Below are 26,339 nucleotides of genomic sequence, written 5' to 3'. Positions count from 1 at the left end.
GCGAACCATGGAATCGTTTGTTCACCTGCGCAAAGGCCGCACCCCCAAGCGCCTGCACGCCGATCTCGACGGCTTGAAGGACGACGAACTCGGCCGCGGCGGATTCGTCGGGCGCACCGCGAACATCTACCGCCGCCACGACCCCACCGCGTACCGGGCGTCGGGGCCGCTGCGCCCGGTCGACGTGATGACCAGCGAGCTCAAGCCCAGCGACGCCACCGATCCCGCGGGCTCGCCCCTGCTGCTCTTCAGCAACCCGGACTGCCGGATCTCGCTGAGCCGGCGCAGTGAGGGGATGCCGTTTTACGTGCGCCACGTCGACGGCGACCTGCTGTCGTTCGTGCACCGCGGCACGGGTCTGCTCGAGACGGAGTTCGGCCCGCTGCGCTATCGCGAGGGTGACTGGGTCTACATGCCCAAGGCGACGACGTGGCGGCAGATACCCGACGCCGAGACCACCCTGCTGATGATCGAGGCCACCGACGAGTTCCGCGTTCCCCCGCCGGGACCGCTGGGCAGGCACTTCCCGTTCGACCCGTCGCAGGCCACGGTTCCCGAACCGCAGCCGATCGACGACGACGGTCGCGCCGAATACGAAGTTCGTCTCGTCCACGAGGGCGGACCGACATCGCTGTTCTACCAACACAATCCGATGGACGTCGAGGGGTGGCGCGGCGACAACTTCCCGTTCACGTTCAACATCGCCGACTACAACGTGATCGCCAGCGAGAGCGTGCACCTCCCACCAACCGTGCACCTGTTCATGCAGGCGACGGGCGTTGCGGTGATGAACTTCTTGCCCCGGCCCGCCGAGAGCGTGCCCGGCACCGAGCGTCCGCCGTGGTATCACCGCAACGTCGACTACGACGAGGTCTCCTTCTTCCACGGTGGTGACCTGTTCGGCATTCCGATGCCGCCCGGTCTCGTCAGCCACGCCCCGCAGGGCGTACACCACGGCGCACCGGAGAAGGCGCGCGAGCGGGCGCGGCGCAAGTTCGACGAACAGGACCGCGTCGGTTGGTACGTGATCTCGGTCGACACCACCAGGCGACTGACGCCGTCGGCCGAGGTGCTGGCGCACGATCTCGGAGCGGCGACGGCCGCGACATCGAACGCAGGACAGCACTCGTGACGCAGACGACCGAGCCGCCGGTGCGCTACGAATACGACCGCATCCCCTATCTCGTTGCCTTCCAGAACAACTCGGGTGTTCGCGACACCTACGGCGGGGTCGCCGAGCTCGTCGTGATGGAGAGCTACCTGCTGCGGCCTAAGGACAAGAACTCCGACACCGTGCTGGTGTTCATGCATCCGATCGGCGGCGGCGCCTACCTGCCGATGATCAACGCGCTGGCCCGCGGCGGCCATCACGTCATCTACTGCAACAGCAGATTCCGCGGAACGGACGTGGCGCTGTTGATGGAGAAGGTCGTCGAGGACCTGGGCGAGTGCATCAAGGACGCCAAGAACCGGTTGGGCTACTCGAAGGTGGTGCTCGCCGGGTGGAGCGGCGGCGGTTCGCTGTCGGTGTTCTACCAGCAGCAGGCCCAACACCCCACGATCACCGCCAGCCCGTCGGGCGACGGCCCGGACCTGACCAAGCTCGACCTGATTCCCGCCGACGGGATCATGCTGCTCGCGGCGCACGTCAGCCGCCACGGCACGCTCACCGAGTGGCTGGACGCCTCGATCCTCGACGAGTCCGACCCCTCCAAGCGCGATCCCGAGCTGGACCTGTACAACCCGGACAACCCCAACCAGCCGCCGTACACCGAGGAGTTCCTCGAGCGCTACCGCGCGGCGCAGATCGCCCGCAACCGCCGAATCACCGCGTGGGTCAAGGACAAACTGGCGGAGCTGAAAGCCGCCGGACGGCCCGAGGACGAGTTCGGCTTCGTCGTGCACGGCACGATGGCCGATCCGCGGTGGCTGGATCCCGCGGTCGATCCGAACGAACGGGCGCCGCGGATGACCTACCTGGGTGATCCTCAGGTGGTGAACAACAGCCCGGTGGGGCTGGCCCGATTCTGCACCCTGCGCAGCTGGCTGTCGCAGTGGAGCTACGACGACGCCAACGGCGACGCGGTGAAGTGTGGGCCCGACATCGCGGTGCCCACCCTGGTGATCGGCAACCTCGCCGACGACGCCTGCACGCCTAGCCACACCCGCAGGCTCTACGAGGCGATCGGGCATCCTGACAAGGAGATGTACGAAATACCGGGCGCCAACCACTACTACTCCGGTCCCGATCAGCGCGAGACTCGTGCCGAGGCCGTCGCGATCTGCACGGACTGGCTGCATAGGCACGGGTTCTCGCTATGACCACCGGCCCGTTGGACGGTATCCGGGTCATCGAGGTCGGCACGCTGATCTCCGGCCCGTTCGCGGGTCGACTGCTCGGCGACATGGGAGCCGAGGTCATCAAGATCGAACCGCCGGGCGCACCGGATCCGCTGCGCACCTGGGGGCAGGCTGAGCTCGACGGGCACCACTTCTTCTGGACCGTGCACGCACGCAACAAGAAAGCCGTCACGCTGAACCTGCGGACGGACGGCGGTCGTGCGCTGTTTCTCGACCTCGTCGAGCGCTCCGACATCATCGTCGAGAACTTCCGGCCGGGCACGCTCGAGAAGTGGAACCTCGGTTACGACATACTGCGCGAACGCAATCGCGGAATCATCCTGGTCCGCGTCTCCGGCTACGGGCAGACCGGTCCCGAGGCGCACAAGGCCGGCTACGCCTCGGTCGCCGAGGCGGCCAGCGGCCTGCGACACATGAACGGTTTCCCCGGTGGTCCGCCGCCGCGGCTGGCGCTGTCGCTGGGCGACAGCCTCGCGGGAATGTTCGCCGCGCAGGGCGCGTTGGCGGCGCTGTACCGGCGCACGGTCACCGGTGAGGGACAGGTCGTGGACGCCGCGCTCACCGAAGCCTGTCTGGCGGTGCAGGAATCCACCATCCCCGACTACGACGTCGGCGGCGTGGTGCGCGGCCCGTCGGGCACGCGGCTGGAGGGCATCGCGCCGTCGAACATCTACCGCAGCGCCGACGGCAGCTGGGTGGTGATCGCGGCCAACCAGGACACCGTCTTTCGCCGACTCTGCGGGGCCATGGGCCGCCCCGAGCTGGCCACCGACGACCGGTTCGCCAACCATGTCGCCCGCGGGCGTAACCAAGACGAACTGGACAAGATCATCGGCGACTGGGCCGCCGAACGCGAGCCCGGCGAGATCATCGAAACCCTCAGTGCCGCAGGCGTGATCGCCGGGCCGATCAACACGGTCGCCGAGGTCGTCGAGGATCCCCAGCTGCGAGCCCGCGGGATGCTCGTCGAGCACTGGGACGAGCGGGTCGAGCGGTCCGTGCTGGGACCCGGTGTGGTGCCAGTGCTCTCGGAGACGCCCGGCACAGTGCGGTATGCGGGGCCGGCCGCACCCGGCCAACACAACGACGAGGTCTACCGCGGCCTGCTCGGCAGGAGTCCCGCCGAACTCGACGCACTGAGGGCGGAGGGAGTGCTGTGAACCAGCTAGCCGAACACGTACAGATCCGCGACGTCTCGCTGCGCGACGGCTTGCAGATCGAGGATCCGATTCCCTTGTCGGCGAAGCTCGAACTGCTCGCCGCGGTCGCCGCCACCGGGGTGCGCGAGATGGAGGCGACGGCGTTCGTCTCTCCGTCGAAGGTGCCCGCCCTCGCCGATGCCGCCGAGTTGGCCGCGCATCTGCAGGAGTACCGCGACTCGCACGACATCGAGTTCTCGGCTCTGGTGGCCAGCCCGAACGGCGCCAAACGCGCCATCGCGGCGGGGTTGTCGTCGATCGAATACGTGGTGTCGGCCGCCGACGGCCACAGCCGAGCCAACGTAGGCCGCACATCTGCGGAGGCGACGGCGCTGATTCCGGAGATCATCGCGATCGCCCACGACAGCGGGGCGACCGTCGAGGTCATCATCGCAACCACGTGGGACTGCCCGTTCGACGGGCCCACCCCGCACCAGCGCGTCGTCGACGTGCTGACCACCGCGCTGTCGAGCGAGGTCGACCGGCTGGCGATCGCCGACACCATCGGCACAACGACACCGCGGCGGGTGACGGAGACGATCGAAGCACTGCACCCGCTGATCGGTGAGGTCCCGCTCGGCGCGCACTTCCACAACACCCGCGGAGCCGGGCTGGCCAGCGCCTACGCGGCGGTAACGGCGGGCATCACCCGATTGGATGCGTCGGTGGGCGGGCTCGGCGGCTGCCCGTTCGCGCCCGGCGCCAGCGGCAACATCGCCACCGAAGACCTCGTATACCTGTTGCGCGACAGCGGAATCGGCGTCGACGTCGACCTCAGCGCCGCGATCGAGGCGGCGGGTGTCGCGCAGCGCCTGGTCGGACACGACCTACCGAGCTCGCTGCTGCGCGCCGGCGACCGAATCCTGAACTGAGCCGACGTGCCCACCGGACCGTCGACCACCCTGAGCGCCAAGGGCCGTCAGACTCGCGAGGCCATCGAGCAGGCCGCGCGGAAGCTGTTCGCCGAACGGGGTTTTCACGGGACGACGCTCGGCGACATCACCTCGGCGGCGGGTAAGTCGCCCGCGGCCTTCTACCGGTACTTCGCCGACAAGGAAGATCTGCTGGCGGTGCTCGCGCAATCGTTCCTCCGCGAGGTGGTGGCGCCGTCCGGCGGGGCTCTCGACCTGCCGGAATCACCCGATGACGACGCCTTCTTCCGCTCCGTTGTCACCGGCTACTGGAACATGTTCAAGCAGAACATCGGCATCATGATCGCGGTCGCACAGCTGGCCGCGACACAACCCCGATTCGCCGCGGTGCAGAACGAGTTTCGTCGGTTCGGGATGGAGATCGTGGCCGCCTCGGTGCGCCGGGCGCAGGAGCAGGGCTACGGCGCCGAGCTCAATCCCGAGCACACCGCGGCGGCCATCGCGCTGCTGTTCGAGAACTTCACCACCGTCTTCGTCGGAACGTCGGGCCTCGGTGTCGAGCTGACCGACGAGGATGCGATCGTGACGCTGTCGAGGATCTGGAAGAAGACGCTGTACGGGTTCTGAACCCCGGAAAGGAAATCAACGTGGATTTCGCCCTGCCCGACCATCTGCCCGGGCTTCTCGCGGAGATGGACGCATTCATCGAAGCCGAGATCAAACCGCTGGAACGCGAGAACATCCAGTACTTCGACAAGCGTCGCGAAAACGCCCGCACAGACTGGGACAACGACGGCATTCCGCGCCGCGAGTGGGAGGACCTGCTCGACGAGATGCGCAGGCGCGCCGACGCGGCGGGCTGGCTGCGCTACGGGTTGCCGTCGCGGTTCGGCGGTCGCGACGGCAGCAACATCGACATGGCGGTGATCCGCGAACACCTCGCGCACAAAGGTCTCGGGCTGCACAACGACCTGCAGAACGAGTCGTCGATCGTCGGTAACTTCCCCCAAGTCATCATGATGGACCGGTTCGGTACCGAGGCGCAGAAGGCCGAGTGGACCGAGGCGTTGATCACCGGGGAACGGTCGATGGCCTTCGGACTCACCGAACCCGGGCACGGCTCGGATGCCACGTGGATGGAGACCACCGCGGTGCGCGATGGCGACGACTGGGTCATCAACGGCGCCAAGCGGTTCAACACCGGTGTGCACCGGGCCACCCACGATCTGGTGTTCGCCCGAACCTCGGGCGATCGCGGCCAGGCCCGCGGTATCACCGCATTTCTGGTGCCCACCAACGCGCCCGGATTCACCGTTCCCTATTACTGGTGGTCGTTCAACATGCCCACCGACCACGGCGAGGTGGAGTTGAAGGACGTCCGTGTGCCCGCCGACGCCGTGCTCGGTGAGGTCGACCGCGGCCTGGAGGTAGGTCAGACGTTCCTGCACGAGAATCGGATCCGTCAGGCCGCGAGCAGCCTCGGCGCAGGGCAGTACTGCATCGACCGCGCCGTCCAGTATGCAGGAGAGCGCAAGGTGTTCGGCAAACCGCTGGCGACGAACCAGGCCGTGCAGTGGCCGCTGGTCGAGCTGCAGACCGAGGCCCAGATGGTGCGCCTTCTGGTGTATTACGCGGCAACGGAATTGGACCGCAACCACCACATGGAGGTGTCGGACAAGGTGTCGATGGCCAACTACCGCGCCAACCGCCTGGTGTGCGATGCCGCCGATCGCGCGATGCAGGTATTCGGCGGCGTCGGTTATAGCAGGCACGAACCGTTCGAGCACATTTACCGGCACCACCGCCGCTACCGGATCACCGAGGGTGCCGAGGAGATCCAAATCCGGCGGGTCGCGCAGCGGTTGTTCGGGTTCGGCAAGCGTTGAACCGCGAACTCGCCGAAGCCCTCACCAGCGTCCTCGGCCCGGTGCTCGGCGAGGGCGTCGTCGTCGAGAACCTGCACGCGCTCACCGGCGGGGCGAGCCGCACGACATGGGCGTTCGATGCGGTTACCGACGACCGCCGTGCCCTGATCCTGCGCACCGGCCCGCCCGACGACGTCCACGCCAGCATGGAACTGGAAGCGGCCGTTCAGCAGCGGGCGGCCGCCGCGGGAGCACCGGTGCCGCACATCCTGTCGGCCGACAACTCCTCTGCGGCGCTCGGCAACCCGTACCTGATCTGCGACGCGATCGGCGGCGAGACCATCGTGCGGCGGATCTATCGCGCACTGGACGACGCCGGGCGCGAACGGCTGCTGCACCAGTGCGCACAGGCGCTCGCCTCCATTCACCGCGCGGACTATCGGGGCGTCGACGTGCCGCCGTCGGACCAGCTCTCTGAGTGGCGCGCGCGGCTCGACGAAATGGGCGACACCACAGCGACATTCGAATGGGCTTTCCGCTGGCTCGAAGCCAACCGGCCGCCCCCGTCATCGCAGGTGCTGGTGCACGGCGACTTTCGGATGGGCAACCTGATCGTCGACGACACCGGGTTGGCGGCGGTGCTGGACTGGGAACTCGTGCACGTCGGCGAGGTCTACGAGGACCTGGCCTGGTTCTGCATCCGGGCGTGGCGGTTCGGCGCACCCGAACATCACGGCGCCGGCGGCCTGGGCAGCGTGGAGGATTTCCTGTCGGCCTACGAGTCGGCGGCGGGTGTTCCGCTGGACCGCGCGGCGTTTCGGTGGTGGCTGACGGTGGCCACCCTGCGGTGGGGGGTCATCTGCCGGTATCAGGCCGAGCGTCATCTGTCGGGTCAGACGGAGTCGGTCGAGCTGGCCGCGATCGGGCGTCGCGTCAGCGAAACCGAGTGGGACGTCCTGGATCTGCTCGAAGGAGGTGGACCGCGATGAGTTGGCTCTACGGGCGCCCCACCGCGGCGGAACTCGTCGCCGCCGTCGCCGGCTTCCTGGAGAAGGACGTTCGCGAGGCCACCGGTCCCGACGGCCGGGGCGACGTGGGACCTGATAGTCGGCTCGCCGACCTTGGCCAGGTCAACTTCCACGCCCGCGTCGCGGCCAACGTGTTGCGCATCGTCGAACGCGAACTGCTCGACACCTCGGCCGGCGAGGTCGTCGTTGCGCTACGCGGAATCGGTTACGACGACGAACCGCAACTGGCGGCAGCGATCCGCTCGGGCGACCTCGACGGTCGCGCCGCGGACGTGTTGCCGGTGCTGCGGACGCTCGTGCGGCACCGGCTCGACGTCAACCACCCCGGCTACTGACGCGATTTGTGAGTGAAAACGATCGCTGAGCGATCGGAATCGCGCACAAATCGCTCAGGAGGGACGGCGGATTCGGGCCAGCCACGCCGGTTCGTCGACCAGCGAACCCGCCGCCAGTCCGATGGCCTCGGCCTGGGACGGCTGGACCACGCCGCGGTAGGTGGTCTCCTCCAGCGACTCCAGCACCCAGCCGTCGCTGAACGCGTCGCGGATGTCGGATTCGCTGACCTGCGGACCGAATCCGCGGCCGCGGTCGGACAGGGCGAGCAGATGAACGAGCCCGCCGGGACGGCACGCCGCGTGCAGGCTGCGCACGTACTTGGCGCGGTCGGTCGCGTCGAAGATGTGGAACAGCGCGCTGTCGACGATCGTGTCGTAGGCGTCGTTGCCGAGGTCCATTGCGTCGGCGACCTCGAACCGCGCCGCGACGCCCTTGGCCTCGGCGTTTCTGCGCGCATGCTCGACCGCCGACGGTGCGTAGTCCACGCCGACGACGTCGTATCCGAGCTTCGCGAGCAGGATTGTGTGCTCGCCGGCGCCGCAGCCGACGTCGAGGATCCTGCCGCGGATCAGGCCCGCGCGTTCGAGGTCGACGACGGCCTTCTGCGGCTCGCCGATAACCCATGGCGCGGTTCCGCTCTTGTAGGCATCGTCGAATAGCGAGAGAGTAGGTGTCACATCCATGCCGCCCAGTGTTCAACCTCAACCAGCGTTGAGGTCAAGGAGGACCACCGTGACCGTTGCCGACGACACCGTCACCGGAGTGGCGGATCGCCTCTTCCGGGCGATCGAGTCCGGCGACCGCGACGAGATCTCGCGTCTATGGAACGACGACATCGTGGTGTGGAAGGTGGCCGACCGCGACCGCGACAAAGACCGCGCGCTCCGAGTGCTGCACTGGTTCATCGACACCACCTCAGCGCGTCGGTACGAGGTCATCGACCGCGAACTGTTCGACGGCGGTCTGGTTCAGCAGCACATCCTGCACGCCACCGGACACAACGGCGGCGCGATCGCGATGCGCGTCGGCATCATCATCAAGATCGGCGCCGACGGTCTCATCAGCCGAATCGACGAGTACTTCGACCCGGCGGAGATCGCTCCACTACTGGAACCCGAACAGTGACCTTTCGGCGAGCCCGACCCTCCAAGGAGACGAAATGGCAAGTCTGAGCGAGCTTTTCAGCGACCCAGCCTCGACCGGCACGTGGACGCTGGACCCGTCGCAGTCGACGATCGTCGTGCGGAGCAAGTCGATGTGGGGCCTCGTGCCCGTCAAGGGCAGGTTCACCGAGTTCAGCGGCGACGGCCAACTATCCTCGCCGCAAACGGTTTCCGGGCACGTCGACATCAAGGCGGCGTCGCTGCGGACCGGTATCCGCAAACGCGACGACCACCTGCACTCCGCCGATTTCTTTGAGGCCGAGCGCTTCCCGGAGATCAGCATGCTCGTCACCGGCGCCGACTCCATCGACGGCGACACCATCGATCTACGCGCCGAGCTGACCATCAAAGGGACGACGAAACCGCTGACACTGCGCACCAAGGTCTCACCGGTGGGCGACGGCGGGATGCGGCTGACCACCGAGGCCACCGTCAACCGGCAGGACTTCGGAGTCGACGGCAACCTGGTCGGCATGATCGGCGACAAGGCCACGATCTCCGGCGACCTGGTGTTCCGGCACACCCGTTAGCCGTACGATCACCGCATGGCCGACTCATCGCGTCCACTGCGGGTCCTCGTCTACAGCGACAACCCCAGGACCCGGGAAGAGGTACAACTTGCGCTCGGTAAGCGGGTGCACCCGGAGCTGCCGGAGCTGACCTACGTCGAGGTGGCGACCGGACCCATGGTCATCCGCCAGATGGACGAGGGCGGGTTCGATCTGGTGATCCTCGACGGCGAGGCCGCCCCGACCGGCGGGATGGGAATCGCCAAGCAACTCAAGGACGAGATCGCCGATTGCCCGCCGATCCTGGTGCTCACCGGCCGACCCGATGATGCTTGGCTGGCCCGCTGGTCGCGCGCCGAAGCCGCGGTCCCCCACCCGATCGATCCGATCCGGCTGGGCGACGCCGTGGCCTCGCTGCTGCGCACGCTGGTGCAATAGCCAGAAAACACGTAAACAGCTGTCGCACTTGCCTATTGGAGGCATGACGATATAGCCACGCGTTGCTAATAGCGATACTAACCAAAAGGTGTGGCGCGCATCCCAAAGGGCGCTAGGGTGTGGGTAAGCTCACATCGAACAGCCCACGAGGGAGCGTTTGCTCGGTATGGATTTGTACACGCCAATCCTGGTGCTTGGCGCTATTGCGGCCGCGTTCGCAGTCGGCTCGGTCGCCATTGCTCTGCTGGTCGGCCCGCGCCGCTACAACCGGGCCAAGCTCGAGGCCTACGAATGCGGGATCGAGCCCGTGCCGCACGGCGGCGCGTCCGGTCAGCCCACTGGCCAGCGGTTTCCGATCAAGTACTACTTGACCGCGATGTTGTTCATCATCTTCGACATCGAGATCGTCTTCCTCTACCCGTGGGCCGTGGCGTTCGACAACCTCGGGCTGTTCGCGCTGGTAGAGATGCTGCTGTTCATGGCGACGGTGTTCGTGGCCTACGCCTATGTCTGGCGGCGGGGAGGTCTGGCATGGGACTAGAGGAAAAGCTGCCCGGCGGAATCCTGCTGTCCACCGTCGAAAAGGTGGCCGGATACATCCGCAAGGGCTCGCTGTGGCCGGCGACGTTCGGGCTGGCCTGCTGCGCGATCGAGATGATGGCGACGGCGGGACCGCGATTCGACATCTCGCGGTTCGGCATGGAGCGGTTCTCCGCCACTCCGCGCCAGGCCGACCTGATGATCGTGGCGGGCCGGGTGAGCCAGAAGATGGCGCCGGTGCTGCGGCAGATCTACGACCAGATGGCCGAGCCGAAATGGGTGTTGGCCATGGGGGTGTGCGCCTCCTCGGGCGGCATGTTCAACAACTACGCGATCGTCCAGGGTGTCGATCACGTCGTGCCGGTGGACATCTACCTGCCGGGCTGCCCCCCGCGACCGGAGATGCTGTTGCACGCGATCCTCAAGCTGCACGACAAGATTCAGGAAATGCCGCTCGGCGTACACCGCGAAGAGGCCATCCGCGAGGCGGAGAAGGCGGCGCTGGCGGTCACGCCGACCATCGAGCTCAAGGGTCTGTTGCGGTGAGCGAGGCCAACGGGACCAACGGTCACGGCGGTCCCGAGATCATCGGTGTGCGCCGCGGCATGTTCGGGGCACGAGGCTCGGGTGATACCTCGGGTTACGGCCGACTCGTGCGTCCGGTGGCGCTGCCCGGCAGCTCCCCGCGTCCGTACGGGGGCTACTTCGACGAGGTCGTCGACCGGCTCGCGGAGGTGCTCGGCGAGGACGGTTACGCCGCCTCGATCGAACGCGTCGTGGTCTTCCGCGACGAACTCACCCTCGAGATCCAGCGCGAGCAGTTGCCTGCGGTTGCTCAGGCCCTGCGCGACGACGCGGAGTTGCGCTTCGAGCTGTGCCTGGGAGTGAGCGGCGTGCACTACCCCGACGACGTCGGGCGGGAACTGCATGCGGTGTATCCGCTGATGTCGATCACGCACAAACGGCGGATTCGCATGGAGGTCACCACGCCGGACGCCGATCCGCACATCCCGTCGCTGTTCGGTGTGTATCCCACAACCGACTGGCACGAACGCGAGACCTACGACTTCTTCGGCATCATCTTCGACGGTCATCCGTCGCTGACCCGGATCGAGATGCCCGACGACTGGGTCGGGCATCCGCAACGCAAGGACTACCCGTTGGGCGGCATCCCGGTGGAGTACCACGGCGCCGAGATCCCTCCGCCCGATCAACGGAGGGCCTACAACTGATGAGCATCTCCCACGTTCCGCCCACGCAGGGCGGCGCATCGTCGCCGGACGCCTCGGACAACAACGAGACGGTTGTCGTTGTCGGCGGCCAGGATTGGGACCAGGTGGTGCAGGCCGCCAAGGAGGCCGCCGCCGCGCACGCCGGTGAGCGGATCGTCGTCAACATGGGACCGCAGCACCCCTCCACCCACGGCGTGCTGCGTCTCATCCTCGAGATCGAGGGTGAGACGGTCATCTCGGCCCGCTGCGGAATCGGTTACCTGCACACCGGAATCGAGAAGAACCTCGAGTTCCGCAACTGGACCCAGGGCGTCACGTTCGTCACGCGGATGGACTATCTGTCGCCGTTCTTCAACGAGACCGCCTACTGCCTGGGCGTCGAGAAGCTACTGGGCGTCACCGACGCGATCCCCGAGCGCGCCAGCGTCATTCGCGTGATGATGATGGAGCTCAACCGGATCTCCTCGCACCTGGTGGCGTTGGCGACGGGTGGGATGGAACTGGGCGCGATGAGCGCCATGTTCTACGGATTCCGTGAGCGCGAACTGATCCTGTCGGTGTTCGAGACCGTCACCGGCCTGCGGATGAACAGTGCCTACGTCCGCCCGGGCGGGGTAGCGATGGACCTGCCCGACGAAGCCATTCCGCAGATCCGCGAATTGCTCGAGCTGATGCCCAAGCGACTCAAGGACCTCGAGGACCTGCTCAACGAGAACTACATCTGGAAGGCCCGCACGGTCGGCGTCGGCTATCTCGATCTGACCGGGTGCATGGCGCTCGGGATCACCGGGCCGTGCCTGCGCTCCACCGGACTTCCGCACGACCTGCGCAAAGCCCAACCCTATTGCGGCTACGAGACATACGACTTCGACGTGATCACCGATCAGGGGTGCGACTCCTACGGCCGGTACCTGATCCGGGTCAAGGAGATGCACGAGTCGCTGAAGATCGTCGAGCAGTGTGTGGAAAGGCTAGACCGCCTCCGACCCGGGCCTGTGATGATCCAGGACAAGAAACTGGGTTGGCCGGCCGATCTGAAGGTCGGCCCGGACGGGCTCGGTAACTCGCCGGAGCACATCGCCAAGATCATGGGCCATTCGATGGAGGGACTGATCCACCACTTCAAACTCGTCACCGAGGGGATCCGGGTGCCCGCCGGTCAGGTCTACGTCGCAATCGAGTCTCCCCGAGGCGAACTCGGTGTGCACATGGTCTCCGACGGCGGTACCCGCCCCTACCGCGTGCACTACCGCGACCCGTCGTTCAACAACCTGCAGGCCGTCGCCGCGATGTGTGAAGGCGGCATGGTCGCCGACCTGATCACCGCCGTGGCGTCGATCGACCCGGTCATGGGAGGCGTGGACAGGTGAGCGTATTCCTGGAACTCGGTCAGCGACCCGAGGAACCCGGCCCGCCGATCAACGGGCCGGTGTCGTATCCGGACGACGTCGCGGCGCGACTGGCCCCCGACGCCGAACGAATCATCGCGCGCTATCCGCAATCCCGTTCGGCGCTGCTGCCGCTGTTGCATCTCGTGCAGTCCGAGGACGGCTGCCTCACGCCGGCCGGTATCGCGTTCTGCGCAAAGCAGTTGGGGCTCACGGACGCCGAAGTCACCGCCGTGGCGACCTTCTACTCGATGTACCGGCGCACGCCGACCGGTGAGTACCTCGTCGGGGTGTGCACCAACACGCTGTGCGCGGTGATGGGTGGCGACGCCATCCTCGATGCGCTGCAGGAGCATCTCGGTGTGCACGCCGGCGAGACGACGCCGGACGGGCGGATCACGCTCGAACACGTCGAGTGCAACGCGGCGTGCGACTACGCGCCGGTGGTGATGGTCAACTGGGAGTTCTTCGACAGCCAGACGCCGTCGTCGGCGCGGAATCTGGTCGACGCGCTGCGGGAGGGCAACCCGCCCGAACCGACGCGCGGCACGCCGTTGTGCACCTTCCGGGAGACGGCGCGCACGCTGGCCGGTCTGCCCGATCCGCGGTCCGGTTGCCGCAGGATCGGCGACGCGACGCTCGCGGGCCTACGGGTGGCCCGTGAACGCGGCATGCAGGCCCCCGACGCCGACGCCTCCGCGGCCTCGACGGAGACGCCCGACGACGCGAAGGCGGGCGCCGAAGCCACCTCGAACGCACCCGCACCCGGCCCGTCGGCGACCATCCCGCCCAAGCCGAACAACATCGAAACAAGCCCGGACGCAACGGATTCACGCGCATGACAGCTCTGACACCCGTGCTCAGCCGGTTCTGGGACGAGCCAGAACCGTGGTCGCTGGACACGTATCGCCGCCACGGCGGTTACCGCGCCCTGGAGAAGGCCCTCGCGATGGGTCCCGACGACGTCATCGGGCTGGTGAAGGACTCCGGCCTGCGAGGTCGTGGCGGCGCCGGCTTCCCCACCGGCACGAAGTGGTCGTTCATCCCCCAGGACGACACCGGCGCGGGTGCCAAGCCCCACTACCTGGTGATCAACGCCGACGAGTCGGAACCCGGTACGTGCAAAGACATTCCGTTGATGTTGACCACCCCGCACTTCCTCGTCGAGGGTGCGATCATCGCGGCCTACGCGATCCGGGCGCATCATGCGTTCATCTACTTGCGCGGTGAGGTGGTGCCCGTGCTGCGGAGGTTGCACGCCGCGGTGGCCGAAGCCTACGAGGCGGGTTTCCTCGGCAACGACATCCTGGGGTCGGGCTTCGACCTGGAGTTGATCGTGCACGCGGGCGCGGGCGCTTACATCTGCGGGGAGGAGACCGCGCTGCTGGACTCCCTGGAGGGCCGCCGCGGACAACCGAGGCTGCGGCCGCCGTTCCCTGCCGTGGCCGGTTTGTACGCCTGTCCGACCGTCGTCAACAACGTCGAGTCGATCGCCAGCGTGCCGCCCATCCTGCTCAACGGCATCGACTGGTTCCGCTCGATGGGGTCGGAGAAGTCACCGGGCTTCACGCTGTACTCGCTGTCGGGTCACGTCGCCAATCCAGGCCAGTACGAGGCGCCGCTCGGGATCACGCTGCGCGAACTGTTGGAGTACGCGGGCGGAATCCGTGCCGGACATCAGCTGAAGTTCTGGACGCCCGGCGGGTCGTCCACTCCCCTGCTGACCGACGAACACCTCGACGTGCCGCTGGATTACGAGGGGATGGCCAGCGTCGGCACGATGCTCGGCACCAAGGCGTTGCAGATCTTCGACGAGACCACCTGTGTGGTGCGCGCGGTGCGCCGCTGGACCGACTTCTACGCCCACGAGTCGTGCGGCAAATGCACACCGTGCCGCGAGGGCACCTACTGGCTGGCACAGATCTACGAACGTCTCGAGACGGGCGCGGGCACGGAGGCCGATATCGACAAACTGCTCGACATCTCCGACAACATCTTCGGGAAAGCGTTCTGCGCCTTGGGCGACGGCGCGGCGGCGCCCATTATGTCGTCGATCAAGTTCTTCCGAGACGAGTACATCGCCCACCTCGACGGCGGGTGCCCGTTCGATCCGCACGCCTCCACGCTGATGGCGACGGAAGGCGTCGGGGTCTGATGGGGACGAATCCTTTGCAGTGGCCGCGTGTTCGCGGCGAAAAGGGGGCACAATGACGCAGACCGCTGATACCGGGGCGGACACCGGCGTCGAGATGGTCCAGTTGTCGATCGACGGCGTCGACGTCAGTGTTCCGAAGGGCACGTTGGTGATTCGGGCCGCCGAACTGATCGGGATCCAGATCCCGCGGTTCTGTGACCATCCGCTGCTCGACCCGGTGGGTGCCTGTCGGCAGTGCCTGGTCGAGGTCGAGGGGCAGCGTAAACCGATGGCGTCGTGCACGACGACCTGCACCCCGGACATGGTGGTGCGCACGCAGTACACCTCAGCGGAGGCGGACAAAGCGCAGCAGGGCATCATGGAGTTCCTGCTGATCAACCATCCGCTCGACTGCCCGGTGTGCGACAAGGGTGGCGAGTGCCCGCTGCAGAACCAGGCAATGTCCAACGGCCGCGCCGAAACACGCTTCGAAGACGTCAAGCGCACCTTCCCGAAGCCGATCAACATTTCCTCCCAGGTGCTGCTGGACCGCGAGCGCTGTGTGCTGTGCGCGCGCTGCACCCGGTTCTCCGAGCAGATCGCCGGCGATCCGTTCATCGAGCTGCTGGAACGCGGTGCGCTGCAACAGGTCGGCATCGCGCCGGGCGAGCCGTTCGAGTCGTACTTCTCCGGCAACACCGTGCAGATCTGCCCGGTCGGCGCGCTGACCGGGGCGGCCTACCGGTTCCGGGCCCGGCCGTTCGACCTTGTGTCGAGCCCCAGCGTGTGCGAGCACTGCGCGTCGGGATGCGCCCAGCGCACCGATCATCGGCGCGGAAAGGTCATGCGCCGGTTGGCCGGTGACGAACCCGAGGTCAACGAGGAATGGAACTGCGACAAGGGCCGGTGGGCGTTCACGTACACCACTCAGGGCGACCGCATCACCACACCGCTGATCCGCGACGAGGACGGCAAGCTGCGGCCGGCGTCCTGGTCCGAAGCGCTGGTGGTGGCCGGCAACGGGCTGGCCGCGGCCAGCGGCAGCGCAGGTGTGCTGGTCGGCGGTCGGATGACCCTCGAAGATGCCTACGCCTACTCCAAGTTCGCCCGGATCGCGCTCAACACCAACGACATCGACTTTCGGGCCCGGCCGCACAGCGCCGAGGAGGCCGACTTCCTCGCCGCCCACGTCGCGGGTCAGCCGATGACGGTGACCTACACCGACCTCGAGAACGCACCGGCGGTTCTGCTGGCCGGGTTCGAGCCCGAAGAGGAATCTCCGATCGTGTTCCTGCGGCTGCGCAAGGCCGTGCGCAAGAAGGCGCTGCAGGTGATCGCCGTCGCGCCCTTTGCCACCCGCAGCCTGTCCAAATTGCGCGGCCGGCTGGTCACGGCCGCCCCGGGACACGAGGCCGCCGCGCTCGACGAGCTGGCCAGCGACCCGCAGCTGCGGCTGCCCGGCGCAATCATCATGGTCGGCGAGCGCCTGGCCATTTCGCCCGGAGCCCTATCTGCGGCAGGCAGATTGGCCGAAGCGACCGGCGCGAGGCTGGCGTGGGTGCCCAGACGTGCCGGTGAGCGCGGCGCGGTGGAAGCCGGTGCGCTGCCCAACTTGTTGCCCGGCGGCAGGCCGATCAGCGATGGCACAGCCCTCGAGCAGACCGCGACGGCGTGGCACGTCGACGCGCTGCCCAGCGCGCCGGGCCGGGACACCACCGCGATCCTGGAGGCCGCGCGCAGCGGCGAACTGGGCGCCCTGCTCGTCGGCGGCGTGGAGGTCGCCGACCTACCGGATCCCGAGGCGGCGCTGGCCGCGATCGAGTCCGCGCCCTTTGTCGTCAGCCTCGAACTGCGGGAGAGCGCGGTCACCGCGGCGGCCGACGTCGTCTTCCCCATCGCGCCGGTGGTGGAGAAGGCCGGCTCATACCTGAACTGGGAGGGCCGACTTCGCCCGTTCCAGCCGTCGCTCAAGACCAATGCCACCCCCGATCTGCGGGTGCTGAACTTCCTGGCCGACGAGATCGGTGTGGCGTTGAACCTGCCGACCGCGTCGGCCGCCGGCGACGAGATCTCCCGCCTGGGCATGTGGGCGGGACGGCGACCCGAAGCACCGAGCGTCGCGCCGTCGAAGCGCACGCTTCCGGTCGAGGGACAGGCCGTGCTCGCGGGTTGGCGGATGCTGCTCGACGAGGGCCGCCTGCAGGACGGCGAACCGCATCTGGCAGGCACCGCGCGCACGCCGGTGGCCCGGCTCTCGGCGACCACGGCCGCCGAAATCGGTGCTCAGAACGGCGATCTGGTCACCGCGCGGACGCCACGCGGGACGATCACGCTGCCGCTGGTCATCACCGACATGGGCGACCGTGTGCTCTGGCTACCGCTGAACTCGCCGGGTTCGGCGGTCCACCGCAGCCTCGGCGTCTCGCCCGGGGACGTCGTGTCGATCGGGCGGGCCGAGCCGTGATCCATCCCGATCCCACTCTGTTCGGACACGACCCGTGGTGGCTGATCCTCGGCAAGTCGGTGGCGGTCTTCGCGTTCCTGATGCTGTCGGTTCTCTCGGCGATCCTGATCGAGCGCAAACTGCTGGGGCGCATGCAGATGCGGTTCGGCCCCAACCGCGTCGGGCCCAAGGGACTCCTGCAGTCTTTGGTCGACGGCGTCAAACTCGCCCTTAAGGAGGGCCTGGTCCCCACCGGGGTGGACAAGTTCGTCTACCTCGCCGCGCCGGTGATCTCGGCGGTGCCCGCCTTCATCGCGTTCGCCGTCATCCCGATGGGCGGCGAGGTCTCGATCTTCGGTCACCGCACCGCATTACAGCTGACCGACATGCCCGTCGCCGTCCTCTACATCCTTGCCGCGACGTCGATCGGCGTGTACGGGATCGTGTTGGCCGGTTGGGCGTCGGGTTCGACGTATCCGCTGCTCGGCGGGATACGGTCGAGCGCACAGGTCATCTCGTACGAGATCGCGATGGCTCTGTCGTTCGTGGCGGTGTTCATCTATGCGGGTTCGATGTCGACCTCCGGCATCGTCGCCGCCCAGGACGGCACCTGGTTCGTTTTCCTGCTGCTGCCGTCGTTCCTGGTTTATGTCACCTCGATGGTCGGCGAAACCAACCGCGCGCCTTTTGATCTGCCCGAGGCCGAGGGCGAACTGGTCGGCGGGTTCCACACCGAGTACTCGTCGATCAAGTTCGCGATGTTCATGCTCGCCGAGTACGTCAACATGACGACTGTGTCGGCGCTGGCGACGACGATGTTCCTCGGCGGCTGGCACGCCCCGTGGCCGATCAACATGTGGGACGGCGCTAACACCGGTTGGTGGCCTTTACTTTGGTTCGTCGCCAAGGTGTGGGGGTTCATGTTCTTGTTCTTCTGGCTGCGCGCCACGCTGCCCCGCATGCGCTACGACCAGTTCATGGCGCTGGGCTGGAAGGTGCTGATCCCGTTCTCGTTGGCGTGGATCATGATTGTCGCCACGGCGCGGGCGCTACGCAACGAAGGCTTCAGCCAGGTGACCACCACGCTCGCCTCTCTCGGCACCATCGTCGCGCTGCTGGTCGTCGTCGGTTTGTGGCGGTCGGCGCGCCGTCGCAATGTCCGCGAGATCCCGCAGCAGAAGCTGGATCCGGAAAGCTTCCCCGTCCCGCCCCTGCCGAGCAGCACAGAGCCTGGTCTGGGGCCGACCGCAACCAAGGAGCGAGCCGATGCCTAAGTTCCTCGACGCGATAAAGGGTTTCGGAGTCACCTTCGGGACCATGTTCAAAAAGCCGATCACCGAGGAGTATCCGGAGAAGCCGGGGCCCGTCGCCAAGCGCTATCACGGGCGTCACCAACTGAACCGGTACCCCGACGGTCTGGAGAAGTGCATCGGGTGCGAACTGTGCGCCTGGGCGTGCCCCGCCGACGCCATCTACGTTGAGGGCGCCGACAACACAGAAGACGAACGGTATTCGCCCGGTGAACGCTACGGCCGCGTGTACCAGATCAACTACCTCCGCTGCATCGGCTGCGGCCTGTGCATCGAGGCGTGTCCCACGCGGGCGTTGACGATGACCAACGAATACGAGATGGCCGACGACAACCGCGCCGACCTCATCTGGGGTAAGGACAAGCTGTTGGCGCCGTTGCGATCCGGCATGCTGCCGCCGCCGCATCCAATGGCGCCCGGCGCCACCGACGACGACTACTACCTGGGCAACGTCGGGCCCGTCGAACCGGAGACCCAGAAAGTCACCGGGGACGTCCGATGAGGCTCGACCTGCTCGCGGCGGTGGCCGCGGACACTCCCGGGCACACCACGACCACCGAGGCCGTGCTGTTCTGGGTGCTGGGCGCCGTCGCGGTGCTCGGCGCGCTCGGGGTGATCTCCGCGCCGAAAGCCGTGTACTCGGCGATGTTTCTGGCCATGACGATGATCGTGCTGGCGGTGTTCTACATCGCCCAGGGTGCGCTGTTCCTCGGCGTCGTGCAGGTGGTGGTCTACACCGGCGCCGTCATGATGCTGTTCTTGTTCGTGCTGATGCTCATCGGCGTCGACTCCTCGGACTCACTCGTGGAAACGATTCGCGGACAACGGGTTGCCGCCATCGTCATCGGTGTCGGCTTCGGAATCCTGCTCATCGCGGGCATCGGCAACGTCTCGGCCGGCGGGTTCACCGGGCTCGCGCAGGCCAATGCCGGCGGCAACGTCGAAGGGTTGGCGGCGCTGATTTTCGTGCGCTACCTGTGGGCGTTCGAGTTGACCAGCGCGCTGCTGATCACCGCCGCGCTGGGCGCGATGGTGTTGGCGCACCGGGAACGCTTCGAGCGCCGCAAGACCCAACGCGAACTCGCCGAAGAACGGTTCAAGCCGGGCGGGTACCCGACAACGCTGCCGAATCCTGGTGTGTTCGCGCGCAACAACGCCGTCGACATCGCCGCCCGGTTGCCGGACGGTTCGGGGTCCGACCTGTCGGTCAGCCCCATCCTGCAGAAGCGGACGGTCACCGTCACGAACGGCAGAGGAGGTGGGGAATGAATCCCGACAACTACCTCTATCTGTCGGCGCTGCTGTTCACAATCGGTGCATCCGGGGTGCTGTTGCGCCGCAACGCCATCGTGATGTTCATGTGCGTCGAACTGATGCTGAACGCCGCGAACCTCGCGTTCGTCTCGTTCTCCCGCATGCACGGCCACCTCAACGGCCAAGTGGTCGCGTTCTTCACCATGGTGGTCGCCGCGTGCGAGGTGGTCATCGGCCTCGCGATCATCATGAGCATCTTCCGTGCCCGCCAGTCGGCCTCGGTCGACGACGCCAGCCTGCTGAAGAACTAGAGGCGCGATGACGATTCCTGTTTGGCTGACCATCGCGCTGCCGTTGGCCGGCGCGGCGATCCTGCTCCTGGGCGGCCGTCGGACCGACGCCTGGGGCCACCTGCTGGGCTGTGCCGCCGCCATCGGCTCGTTCGTGGTGGGCGCGCTGCTCTTCGTGGACATGCTGGGCCGGGACTCCGAACACCGCGCGGTTCACGAGGCGCTGTTCTCCTGGGTGCCGGTCGGCGGGCTGCAGGTCGACTTCGGGATGCAACTCGACCAGCTGTCGATGTGTTTCGTGCTGCTGATCACCGGTGTCGGCTCCCTGATCCACATCTACTCGATCGGCTACATGGCCGAAGACCCCGGACGGCGACGGTTTTTCGCGTACCTGAACCTGTTCCTGTCGGCGATGCTGCTGCTCGTGCTCGCCGACAACTACCTCGGCCTCTACGTCGGCTGGGAGGGCGTCGGCCTGGCGTCGTACCTGCTGATCGGCTTCTGGGCGCACAAACCGTCGGCCGCGACGGCGGCCAAGAAGGCGTTCGTCGTCAACCGCGTCGGCGACATGGGTCTGGCCATCGCGATGATGGTGATGTTCGCCTACATCGGGTCGATCTCCTATGCGGGCGTCTTCGCCGCCGCGCCGAGCGCCGGCGAGGGCGTGCTGACCGCGATCGGGTTGCTGCTTCTGCTCGCCGCGTGCGGTAAGTCCGCGCAGGTGCCGCTGCAGTCCTGGCTGGGCGACGCGATGGAGGGTCCGACACCGGTGTCCGCGTTGATCCACGCCGCCACCATGGTCACCGCGGGTGTGTACCTCATCGTGCGCTCCGGACCGGTGTTCGATCTTGCGCCCACCGCACAACTGGGCGTCGTCATCGTGGGCGCCGTCACCCTGCTGTTCGGCGCGATCATCGGCTGCGCGAAGGACGACATCAAGAAAGCGCTTGCGGCGTCGACAATGTCGCAGATCGGCTACATGGTGCTGGCCGCCGGGCTCGGCCCGGTCGGGTACGCGTTCGCGATCATGCACCTGCTCACCCACGGCTTCTTCAAGGCCGGGTTGTTCCTGGGCGCCGGTTCGGTGATGCACGCGATGGACGACGAGGTCAACATGCGCCGCTACGGCGGCCTGCGCAAGGCGCTGCCGATCACGTTCGTCACCTTCGGCCTCGGTTACCTCGCGATCATCGGGGTACCGCCCCTGGCCGGCTTCTTCTCCAAGGACGGGATCATCGAAGCGGCGCTCGGCGCAGGTGGCGCCAAGGGAATCATCCTGGGCGGCGCGGCGATTTTGGGCGCCGGCATCACCGCCTTCTACATGACCAGGGTGATGCTGATGACCTTCTTCGGCGAGAAACGTTGGGCGGACAATGCGCATCCGCACGAGGCCCCCGCGGTGATGACCTGGCCGATGATCCTTCTGGCCATCGGTTCCGTCGGTTCGGGTGCGGCGTTCGCGATCGGCGGCACGCTCGAACACTGGCTCGAACCGGTGGTAGGCGCGCATGAGGTGCACCACGTCGCACCTGTCTGGGTGGTGACGACGGTGATCCTGGCCGTGGTGGCGGTGGGCATCGTCACCGCCTACCGGATGTACGGAAGAAAGCCTGTGCCAGAGGACGTCCCGGACGGTTCGGCGCTCACCGACGCGGCGCGCAACGACCTGTACGGCGATGCGTTCAACGAGGCGGTGCTGATGCGGCCCGGCCAACTGCTGACCCGCGGGCTCGTCGAGATCGACGACGAGGCGATCGACGGCGCGGCCAGCGGCCTGGCCGGGCTCGTCGCCCGCATGTCTTCGGGCCTGCGGCGCGTGCAGACGGGTTACGCACGCTCGTATGCCCTTTCGATGCTTTCCGGTGCGGTTCTGGTGGTCGCGGCGATCCTGGCGGTGCAACTCTGGTGAACAACTTTCCCTGGCTCACGGTGCTCTGGGCGACGCCGACCGTCGGCGCCGCGCTGGTGATCCTCGTTCCCGCCGCCCAGCGGGTGCTGGCCAAATGGTTCGCGCTGGCCGTCTCGATCGCGGTGCTGGCCATCACCGCCGTCCTCGCGGTCGGTTTCAAGCCCGGCGGCGAGCAGTACCAGTACGTCGAATCCCACCGATGGATCCCGTCGTTCGGCACCGGCTACATCCTCGGCGTCGACGGCATCGCACTGGCGATCGTCGTGCTCACCGCGGTTCTGGTGCCGCTGCTGATCATCGCGGGCTGGAACGACGCCGACGCCCAGACCGGTCTGCGCGGACGGTCGGTGCAGACCTACCTGGCGTTGACGCTGGCCGTCGAGGGCATGGTCCTGATGTCGCTGGTGTCGCTGGACATCCTGCTGTTCTACGTGTTCTTCGAGGCGATGCTGATCCCGATGTACTTCCTCATCGGCGGCTTCGGCGGCGAGAACCGCAGCAAGGCGGCGGTGAAGTTCCTGCTGTACAACCTGTTCGGCGGTCTGATCATGCTGGCCGCGGTGATCGGGCTGTATGTGGTCACGGCCTCCAGCGACGCGTTCGCCTCGGGCACGTTCGACTTCCGCGAGATCGTCACCGCCGTTTCCAGCGGCGAGTTCGCCGTGAACCCCGCCGTGATGAACCTGCTATTCCTCGGGTTCATGTTCGCCTTTGCGGTCAAAGCGCCGCTGTGGCCCTTCCACCGGTGGCTGCCCGATGCGGCGGTCGAGGCCACCCCGGCCAGTGCGGTGCTCATGATGGCGGTGATGGACAAGGTCGGGACTTTCGGCATGCTGCGGTACTGCCTGCAGTTGTTCCCTGACGCGTCAACGTATTTCCAGCCGCTCGTGGTCACGCTGGCGGTGATCGGCATCGTCTACGGCGCGATCCTCGCGATCGGCCAGACCGACGTGATGCGGCTGATCGCGTACACGTCGATCTCGCACTTCGGATTCATCATCCTGGGCATCTTCGTGATGACCAGCCAGGGCCAGTCCGGGTCGACGCTGTACATGATCAACCACGGCCTCTCGACGGCGGCCCTGTTCCTCATCGCCGGTTTCCTGGTGTCGCGCAGGGGCACCCGCGTGATCCGGGCCTTCGGCGGTGTGCAGAAGGTGGCACCGGTCATGGCGGGCACCTTCCTGGTCGCCGGCCTCGCAACGCTGTCGCTGCCCGGGCTGGCGCCGTTTATCAGCGAATTCCTGGTTCTCATTGGGACATTCACGCGGTATCCGGTGCTCGCGGTGTTCGCGTCCACGGCGCTGGTGCTCTCGGCGATCTACATCCTGTGGTTGTATCAGCGGATGATGACCGGGGCCGTCACCGAGGGCAACGAGCGGGTGCGCGATCTAGTGCCGCGCGAACTCGTCGTCGTCGCGCCGTTGATCGCCTTGCTGCTCGTGCTGGGCGTGTATCCGAAACCCGCGCTGGATGTCATCAATCCCGCGGTCGACCACACTCTGACCACGATCGACCAACCTGATCCCGCACCCAGACTCGCGGAAGGGCCGAGACCATGACCCTCACCCCGCCTACCGTCGAATACGGATTGATCTGCCCGTTACTGATCATCTTCGGGGTCGCCATCGCCGGCGTGCTCGTCGAGGCGTTCCTCCCGCGACAGCACCGGTACGCCAGCCAACTCGTGCTCTGCTTCGGCGGGTTGGCGGCCGCCCTGGTGGCCGTGGTGGTGCTCGCGCGGAATCTGCATGGTGCCGTGGGCCGCTCGGCGGTCATGGGGGCCGTCGTCATCGACACACCGGCGTTGTTTCTGCAGGGCACGATCCTGCTCGTCGGCGTCCTCGGCGTCCTGCTGATAGCCGAGCGGCAGGTCGGCGCGGAGGTCGGTGCCGGGATGCGCCGCGGACTCGACGGGTTCACCCCTCAGGCATCGGCCACGCCCGGAAGCGTCGCCGAACAACTGGCCACCAAGTCCGGAGTGATCCAGACCGAGGTCTTTCCGCTGACGATGTTCGCCGTCGGCGGCATGCTGCTGTTCCCCGCCTCCGACGACCTGCTGACCATGTTCATCGCGCTGGAAGTCCTGTCGCTGCCGCTGTACCTGCTGTGCGGGCTGGCGCGCAGGCGTCGCCTGCTGTCCCAAGAGGCCGCGCTCAAATACTTTCTGCTGGGCGCCTTCTCGTCGGCGTTCTTCCTCTACGGCGTGGCGATGCTGTACGGGTACGCCGGGACGCTGGACCTGGTCGGTATCTCCGAAGCCGTCGCCGCGGGTTCGGGTAAGACGTCGCTGGCGCTGATCGGCACCGCGCTGTTGCTCGTCGGTGTGCTCTTCAAGATCGGCGCGGTGCCGTTCCACTCGTGGATCCCCGACGTGTATCAGGGTGCGCCGACGTCGATCACGGCGTTCATGGCCGCGGCGACGAAGATCGCCGCATTCGGCGCGATGCTGCGGGTGTTCTACGTCGCGGTGCCGGGCCTGCACGAGGACTGGCGACCGGTGCTGTGGGCGATCGCCATCCTGACGATGGTGGTCGGCACCGTCACCGCGGTGACGCAGGTGGACGTCAAGCGGATGTTGGCGTATTCCGCGGTGGCCCACACCGGTTTCATCCTCACCGGCCTGATCGCCGCCAACGAGGCGGGACTCTCGTCGACGCTGTTCTATCTGTTCGCCTACGGCTTCAGCACGGTCGGCGCCTTCGCGGTCGTCGGCCTGGTGCGCGACCGCAACGGCGAGGAGGACACCGCGATGGCGCGGTGGGCGGGAGTGGGTCGCCGCTATCCCATTGTGGGGATCGTGTTTTCGCTCTTCCTGCTGGCGTTCGCCGGTATCCCCCTGACCAGTGGATTCGTCAGCAAGTTCGCGGTGTTCAAGGCCGCGGGTGAAGGCGGCGCGATCCCGTTGGTGATCGTCGGCGTGATCGCGAGCGCGATCGCGGCATATTTCTACGTCCGGGTGATCGTGTTGATGTTCTTCACCGATCCGCCCGAGGACGCACCGACCGTGGTGGTGCCGAGCGCGCTCAGCACGACGGTGGTGACGGTGACCGCGGCGGTGACGTTCGCGTTGGGCGCGCTACCGCAACCGCTTCTGGATCTGGCCGACAGCGCCAACCAGTTCCTGCGTTAGCGCCAGGCACGCCTTTCGTGCTCGGCGGCACCGGGTTACGGTCATCGCATGACCGATTCGCTCGTGCTCATCGACGACCGTGGCCCGGTGCGGGTGCTGACACTGAACCGCCCGGAGGCCCGAAACGCGCTGAGCCGCGGACTGATCAAGGCCACTTACACCGCGCTCACCGAGGCCGACGCCGATGAGTCCGTCAACGCCGTCGTCCTCACCGGCGCCGACCCGGCGTTCTGCGCGGGTGTCGACCTCAAGGAGGCCCAACGTGACGGGCTCGGCTATTTCGAGGAGTTCCGGTCGCAGAGTTGCATCGCCGCGACGGGCAACATGCGCACGCCGATCGTCGCCGCCATCAACGGCGCAACCTTCACCGGTGGCCTGGAGATGGCGCTCGGCTGCGATTTCCTGATCGCCTCGGAGCGGGCTGTCTTCGCCGACACGCACGCCCGGGTCGGCATTCTGCCCGGTGGCGGCATGACCGCGCGGCTGCCGCAGGTGGTGGGGCTGGCCATGGCCCGCCGGCTGTCGATGACCGGTGAGGTGGTCGACGCAGCCCGCGCCGAACGCATCGGGCTGGTCACCGAGGTCGTCGCGCACGAGCGGTTGCTCGACCGTGCCGTCGAGCTGGCCACGCAGATCGCCGAGGTGCCGTCGTCCGTCATGCGCGGCCTGAAGGAGATCTACACGACCGGCGCCGCCGCGGTGATCGACCCCGCGTTGGCCGCCGAGGAGAAGATCGCGTACGCCCAGCACCGCGATTTCGAGGGCCTCGGAGACCAGTTCTCCGCGATCTCGAAGCGCAACAAGAGCCAGATCGACAGCTGACCCCCTCTTTCTCCCCGTCGCGCGAGCGTGCGTGTCTGCACACGACACGCCGCGGCAAAGCAGCACTACGCGCACGCTCGACGCCCGCCAGCGTGCACGAAGTGCTGCACCCC

27 protein-coding genes are annotated in these 26,339 nt (G+C 67.1%); 26 read left to right on the top strand and 1 reads right to left on the bottom strand.

Going from position 1 to position 26,339, the window contains the following annotated elements:
* Nucleotides 1-7: 7 nt before the first annotated feature.
* From A5650_RS01005 to A5650_RS00970, 8 genes are read left to right on the top strand one after another with little or no spacing between them, the layout of a single operon-like run.
* Nucleotides 8-1,132, top strand: a complete 1,125-nt coding sequence (locus A5650_RS01005; protein ID WP_067285420.1) for a homogentisate 1,2-dioxygenase — start codon at nt 8-10, stop codon at nt 1,130-1,132.
* Complete coding sequence (locus A5650_RS01000; RefSeq protein ID WP_067285416.1) at nt 1,129-2,322, top strand: alpha/beta hydrolase family protein; 1,194 nt, start codon at nt 1,129-1,131, stop codon at nt 2,320-2,322. The genes A5650_RS01005 and A5650_RS01000 overlap by 4 nt, the downstream gene beginning before the upstream one ends.
* On the top strand, nt 2,319-3,521 hold the full coding sequence (locus A5650_RS00995; protein WP_067285415.1) for a CaiB/BaiF CoA transferase family protein: 1,203 nt from the start codon (nt 2,319-2,321) through the stop codon (nt 3,519-3,521). The genes A5650_RS01000 and A5650_RS00995 overlap by 4 nt, the downstream gene beginning before the upstream one ends.
* The gene (locus tag A5650_RS00990) at nt 3,518-4,432 is read left to right on the top strand and encodes a hydroxymethylglutaryl-CoA lyase (RefSeq protein ID WP_067285414.1); all 915 of its coding nucleotides are present in this window, start codon (nt 3,518-3,520) and stop codon (nt 4,430-4,432) included. The genes A5650_RS00995 and A5650_RS00990 overlap by 4 nt, the downstream gene beginning before the upstream one ends.
* 6 nt (nt 4,433-4,438) lie before the next feature.
* On the top strand, nt 4,439-5,059 hold the full coding sequence (locus A5650_RS00985; protein ID WP_067285412.1) for a TetR/AcrR family transcriptional regulator: 621 nt from the start codon (nt 4,439-4,441) through the stop codon (nt 5,057-5,059).
* A 20-nt stretch (nt 5,060-5,079) separates the two neighbouring features.
* Nucleotides 5,080-6,318, top strand: a complete 1,239-nt coding sequence (locus A5650_RS00980) for an acyl-CoA dehydrogenase family protein (RefSeq protein WP_067285411.1) — start codon at nt 5,080-5,082, stop codon at nt 6,316-6,318.
* Complete coding sequence (locus A5650_RS00975) at nt 6,315-7,286, top strand: phosphotransferase family protein (RefSeq protein ID WP_067285410.1); 972 nt, start codon at nt 6,315-6,317, stop codon at nt 7,284-7,286. The genes A5650_RS00980 and A5650_RS00975 overlap by 4 nt, the downstream gene beginning before the upstream one ends.
* Nucleotides 7,283-7,660, top strand: a complete 378-nt coding sequence (locus A5650_RS00970; RefSeq protein ID WP_067285407.1) for a DUF6285 domain-containing protein — start codon at nt 7,283-7,285, stop codon at nt 7,658-7,660. The genes A5650_RS00975 and A5650_RS00970 overlap by 4 nt, the downstream gene beginning before the upstream one ends.
* Before the next feature lie 54 nt (nt 7,661-7,714).
* Here the strand turns inward: A5650_RS00970 and A5650_RS00965 are convergent, their stop codons facing one another.
* Nucleotides 7,715-8,344, bottom strand: a complete 630-nt coding sequence (locus A5650_RS00965) for a class I SAM-dependent methyltransferase (protein ID WP_067285405.1) — start codon at nt 8,342-8,344, stop codon at nt 7,715-7,717.
* A gap of 49 nt (nt 8,345-8,393) precedes the next feature.
* Here A5650_RS00965 and A5650_RS00960 point away from each other — a divergent pair, with 49 nt between their 5' ends.
* From A5650_RS00960 to A5650_RS00875, 18 genes are all read left to right on the top strand, one after another.
* The gene (locus tag A5650_RS00960; RefSeq protein WP_067285402.1) at nt 8,394-8,786 is read left to right on the top strand and encodes a nuclear transport factor 2 family protein; all 393 of its coding nucleotides are present in this window, start codon (nt 8,394-8,396) and stop codon (nt 8,784-8,786) included.
* Between the two features lie 34 nt (nt 8,787-8,820).
* A complete protein-coding gene (locus tag A5650_RS00955) occupies nt 8,821-9,354 on the top strand; it encodes a YceI family protein (RefSeq protein WP_067285400.1) in 534 nt (177 codons plus the stop codon).
* A 15-nt stretch (nt 9,355-9,369) separates the two neighbouring features.
* Nucleotides 9,370-9,771 carry an Rv3143 family two-component system response regulator gene (locus A5650_RS00950; protein WP_067285397.1) on the top strand — a complete coding sequence of 134 codons (402 nt, stop codon included), beginning with the start codon at nt 9,370-9,372 and terminating at the stop codon, nt 9,769-9,771.
* A gap of 166 nt (nt 9,772-9,937) precedes the next feature.
* Nucleotides 9,938-10,312 (top strand): NADH-quinone oxidoreductase subunit A, encoded by a 375-nt coding sequence (locus A5650_RS00945; RefSeq protein WP_064402946.1) that lies wholly within the window; start codon nt 9,938-9,940, stop codon nt 10,310-10,312.
* On the top strand, nt 10,303-10,857 hold the full coding sequence (locus tag A5650_RS00940; protein WP_067081948.1) for a NuoB/complex I 20 kDa subunit family protein: 555 nt from the start codon (nt 10,303-10,305) through the stop codon (nt 10,855-10,857). Before A5650_RS00945 ends, A5650_RS00940 begins: the two co-directional genes overlap by 10 nt.
* On the top strand, nt 10,854-11,543 hold the full coding sequence (locus A5650_RS00935) for an NADH-quinone oxidoreductase subunit C (protein ID WP_067285394.1): 690 nt from the start codon (nt 10,854-10,856) through the stop codon (nt 11,541-11,543). Before A5650_RS00940 ends, A5650_RS00935 begins: the two co-directional genes overlap by 4 nt.
* Nucleotides 11,543-12,913, top strand: coding sequence for an NADH dehydrogenase (quinone) subunit D (gene nuoD, locus A5650_RS00930; RefSeq protein WP_067285392.1), 1,371 nt, complete (start codon nt 11,543-11,545; stop codon nt 12,911-12,913). The genes A5650_RS00935 and nuoD overlap by 1 nt, the downstream gene beginning before the upstream one ends.
* Complete coding sequence (gene nuoE / locus A5650_RS00925; protein ID WP_067285389.1) at nt 12,910-13,773, top strand: NADH-quinone oxidoreductase subunit NuoE; 864 nt, start codon at nt 12,910-12,912, stop codon at nt 13,771-13,773. The genes nuoD and nuoE overlap by 4 nt, the downstream gene beginning before the upstream one ends.
* Complete coding sequence (gene nuoF, locus A5650_RS00920) at nt 13,770-15,086, top strand: NADH-quinone oxidoreductase subunit NuoF (protein WP_067285387.1); 1,317 nt, start codon at nt 13,770-13,772, stop codon at nt 15,084-15,086. The genes nuoE and nuoF overlap by 4 nt, the downstream gene beginning before the upstream one ends.
* 52 nt (nt 15,087-15,138) lie before the next feature.
* Nucleotides 15,139-17,529 (top strand): NADH-quinone oxidoreductase subunit G, encoded by a 2,391-nt coding sequence (locus A5650_RS00915; RefSeq protein WP_067285385.1) that lies wholly within the window; start codon nt 15,139-15,141, stop codon nt 17,527-17,529.
* Nucleotides 17,526-18,782 carry an NADH-quinone oxidoreductase subunit NuoH gene (nuoH, locus tag A5650_RS00910; protein ID WP_067285382.1) on the top strand — a complete coding sequence of 419 codons (1,257 nt, stop codon included), beginning with the start codon at nt 17,526-17,528 and terminating at the stop codon, nt 18,780-18,782. Before A5650_RS00915 ends, nuoH begins: the two co-directional genes overlap by 4 nt.
* The gene (gene nuoI / locus A5650_RS00905) at nt 18,775-19,320 is read left to right on the top strand and encodes an NADH-quinone oxidoreductase subunit NuoI (RefSeq protein WP_067285379.1); all 546 of its coding nucleotides are present in this window, start codon (nt 18,775-18,777) and stop codon (nt 19,318-19,320) included. The genes nuoH and nuoI overlap by 8 nt, the downstream gene beginning before the upstream one ends.
* Entirely contained in the window at nt 19,317-20,087 is a 771-nt protein-coding gene (locus A5650_RS00900; protein ID WP_067285377.1) for an NADH-quinone oxidoreductase subunit J, read from the top strand. Before nuoI ends, A5650_RS00900 begins: the two co-directional genes overlap by 4 nt.
* A complete protein-coding gene (gene nuoK, locus A5650_RS00895; RefSeq protein ID WP_067285375.1) occupies nt 20,084-20,383 on the top strand; it encodes an NADH-quinone oxidoreductase subunit NuoK in 300 nt (99 codons plus the stop codon). Before A5650_RS00900 ends, nuoK begins: the two co-directional genes overlap by 4 nt.
* Nucleotides 20,384-20,390: 7 nt before the next feature.
* Nucleotides 20,391-22,271, top strand: a complete 1,881-nt coding sequence (gene nuoL, locus A5650_RS00890) for an NADH-quinone oxidoreductase subunit L (RefSeq protein ID WP_067285374.1) — start codon at nt 20,391-20,393, stop codon at nt 22,269-22,271.
* Nucleotides 22,265-23,833 (top strand): NADH-quinone oxidoreductase subunit M, encoded by a 1,569-nt coding sequence (locus A5650_RS00885; protein ID WP_067285371.1) that lies wholly within the window; start codon nt 22,265-22,267, stop codon nt 23,831-23,833. Before nuoL ends, A5650_RS00885 begins: the two co-directional genes overlap by 7 nt.
* On the top strand, nt 23,830-25,404 hold the full coding sequence (gene nuoN, locus A5650_RS00880) for an NADH-quinone oxidoreductase subunit NuoN (protein WP_067285369.1): 1,575 nt from the start codon (nt 23,830-23,832) through the stop codon (nt 25,402-25,404). Before A5650_RS00885 ends, nuoN begins: the two co-directional genes overlap by 4 nt.
* Before the next feature lie 48 nt (nt 25,405-25,452).
* Nucleotides 25,453-26,226 (top strand): enoyl-CoA hydratase, encoded by a 774-nt coding sequence (locus tag A5650_RS00875; RefSeq protein WP_067285366.1) that lies wholly within the window; start codon nt 25,453-25,455, stop codon nt 26,224-26,226.
* The last annotated feature ends 113 nt before the right edge of the window (nt 26,227-26,339 follow it).

This window comes from Mycobacterium sp. 1164985.4 (assembly GCF_001668575.1).
In the GTDB taxonomy this organism is placed as follows: Bacteria; Actinomycetota; Actinomycetes; order Mycobacteriales; family Mycobacteriaceae; genus Mycobacterium.
Note: the sequence above shows the minus strand (reverse complement) of the source record. Positions and strands in the feature narration are given on the sequence as shown.